The sequence below is a fragment of the Pseudarthrobacter naphthalenicus genome (assembly GCF_029076445.1).
GTDB classification, from domain to species: Bacteria; Actinomycetota; Actinomycetes; order Actinomycetales; family Micrococcaceae; genus Arthrobacter; species Arthrobacter naphthalenicus.
Window position 1 is genome coordinate 1 of the sequence record NZ_JARESG010000064.1, and the last position, 2,486, is coordinate 2,486.

Genomic DNA, 2,486 nt, shown 5'->3' on the forward strand with positions numbered 1-2,486 from the left:
TCCGCGCCGGGGTCTGGACCCAGGAGACAGCGCCATGAGATCACCGCTGAAACGGCTGACGGAGCAGGCCGGGACGTCGCTGCTGGACAAGCTCCAGGACGCGGTTCGGCCCAAGTTCGCCGTGGAGTTGATCCGCATCGACCCCGATGACCCCGTCTTCGCACGGGGCCGCTGCCAGGTCCGCGGATGCGATCGGGGTGCTTGGTCGCTTCTGCTATGCAACGCCCACTACCTGCGATTCCGCCGGACCTCACACTCCGGCCGCGAGGCGTTCCTGGCCAGCGACGGCCCGATCAAGACCAGGGTCAGCTCTGAGCGGGTCGATACCTTCGACCTTCGTGGTCTTGCCCTCCAGCCTCGTCTCGAGATCGCCTTCGCCATCCAGTGCCGTTGTGACGAGCGGGCTACCCGGCTGCTGCCGATGATGATCGCCCGTCAGGTCGACCTGGTCCGGGCCTCGGGTGTGTCCTCGCTGCTCGAGCATTCCCTGGAGCGCTGGGCTCTGCTGGCCCACGAACACGGCATCAAGGACGTGGGAGGCCGGTCCATGGGGCAGTTGCGCTACACATGGCGACACCTGCGCGACCTCGCCGAGGACACCGACGCCGAGACCGAGTTCGCCGGGGACATCTGGCGGGCGTCGGTTATCGGTGCCCGCCCCTCGTCCAAGCTCACCCAGATCCGCTTCGATCACTTCACCCAGCCCTGGCTGCCCGAGGCCGTCAAACGTGCCTGTCGCTACCGGCTCGGCGCCGGCAAGGCGTTCGGATCGGTCAGCCTCGATGAACGCGCCTTGCGGCGGTTCTCCACCTTCTTGGCCCGTCAGCACCCGGAGGTCACCGACGCCTCCCGCATCACCAGGGCCGTCCTCGAGCATTACCTTTCTTGGATCAGTGCGGCACCGGAGCTGTCGGGGAATGCCACGAACACCTACCTCGTCATCCTGCGCGGCTTCCTCGAAGCCTGTCACCGCCATGACTGGATGCCGGGCCTGCCGGTCCGCGCCGCGCTCTACCTCGACGAGCTCCCTCCGCGCCCGCGCCCCCTGCCGCGGTTCATCCCGGAGTACGTCATGACCCAACTCGAAGACGACACAAACCTCGCCGCGCTGCCCGACCAGACCACCCGGAACCTGGTGATCCTGATCCAAGAGACCGGGCTACGCGCGAACGATGCCTGCGTCCTGGAGTTCAACCCGCTCATCATCGATAGCTCCGGCTGGCCTTGCCTGAAGTACTACAACGCCAAGATGGCCACCGAGCAACTGGTGCCCCTGTCCCAGCGGGCAGCAGACGCCATCCGCGCCCAGCAGGACCACCTCCGCGGCCGCTGGCCCCGGGGCTGCACCCGCCTGTTCCCTTCCCCCTGCACCAACCCCGACGGTCGCGCGCGTTCGCCTACGGCACGCTCAACCAACGGCTGCTCCTCTGGCAGAAGACCATCGGCCTTCGCGACGCAGCCGGTCAACCCGTGTCAGTTACCGCACACCAGTTTCGCCACACACTCGGAACCCGACTCATCAACGCCGGAGTTCCCCAGCACGTGGTCCAGAAGATGCTCGGGCATGCCTCCCCGCAGATGACCGTCCGCTACGCCACCATCCACGACGCCACCGTCCGTGCCGCATTCGATGACTACCAGCAGCGCCGAGTCGACATCAACGGCGGCTACCTTCCCTTCGACCCCCAAGGCCCCAGCGCCGAAGCCGAGTGGATCAAGCACAACCTCGCCAGGGTCCAAGCGAGCCTGCCCAACGGCTACTGCGGGCGTCCGCCCCAGCAGGACTGCCCGCACCCCAACGCGTGCCTGACCTGCCCCGACTTCCAGACCACTCCGACGTTCCTGCCCATCCACCGCCGTCAACGCGATGACACGCTCGAGCTCATCGACCTCGCCGAGCAGCGAGGCAACGCCCGACTGGCCGCGACCCACCGGCAGGTCGCCGACAACCTCGAGTCCGTCATCAACGCCCTGGACGCCCTCGAAGCGCGGGAGGCGACCCCCAATGACCAGTGACCGGACAACTAACCTCGCCGCCGCGACCCGGCGCCGCGTCACCGAGACCCGTGCCCGGGCTCGCGCCGCCCTACGCCGCCTGGACCGCGAGGGCGCCGTGATCAACTACGTCACCGTCGCCAAGGCCGCCGGCGTCTCCCGAGCATTGCTCTACCGCGACCGCGAACTGCGCGAGGAGATCGACAACCTCCGCGACCGCACCCCCACCACCGCGCCCCGCCAGCCAGCATCGCAGCGAATGTCCCAAGCCTCCCGAGACGAACTCCTCGCCGCACTCCGCACCGCGATCCACGACCTCCGGACAGAAAACCACGCCCTACGCACCCGACTCGCCGCCGTCCTCGGCGAAGAACGCCACGCCGCCCAACTACCCAGCCCCTGAGGACCAACAACCCGGTCAGAGACATGTCACCGACGAAAAATCCCAGCACATCTCCTGTCTTCGCAAGACCGGCTCCAGATAACCAACA

At 67.5% G+C, this 2,486-nt stretch carries 2 protein-coding genes and 1 pseudogene; all 3 read left to right on the forward strand.

Going from position 1 to position 2,486, the window contains the following annotated elements:
- Positions 1 to 1,582: pseudogene (locus PY310_RS21345) on the forward strand (hypothetical protein); the annotation flags it as partial.
- On the forward strand, positions 1,471 to 2,016 hold the full coding sequence (locus tag PY310_RS21350) for a tyrosine-type recombinase/integrase (RefSeq protein WP_342755766.1): 546 nt from the start codon (positions 1,471 to 1,473) through the stop codon (positions 2,014 to 2,016). The pseudogene PY310_RS21345 and the gene PY310_RS21350, both read left to right, overlap by 112 nt.
- Positions 2,006 to 2,398, forward strand: a complete 393-nt coding sequence (locus PY310_RS21355) for a DUF6262 family protein (protein ID WP_275216634.1) — start codon at positions 2,006 to 2,008, stop codon at positions 2,396 to 2,398. The genes PY310_RS21350 and PY310_RS21355 overlap by 11 nt, the downstream gene beginning before the upstream one ends.
- Positions 2,399 to 2,486: the final 88 nt, after the last annotated feature.

What these genes read in the sequence shown, in the direction of transcription:
- PY310_RS21355 (WP_275216634.1), top strand. Translation starts at nt 2,006, where the DNA reads ATGACCAGTGACCGGACAACTAACCTCGCCGCCGCGACCCGGCGCCGC.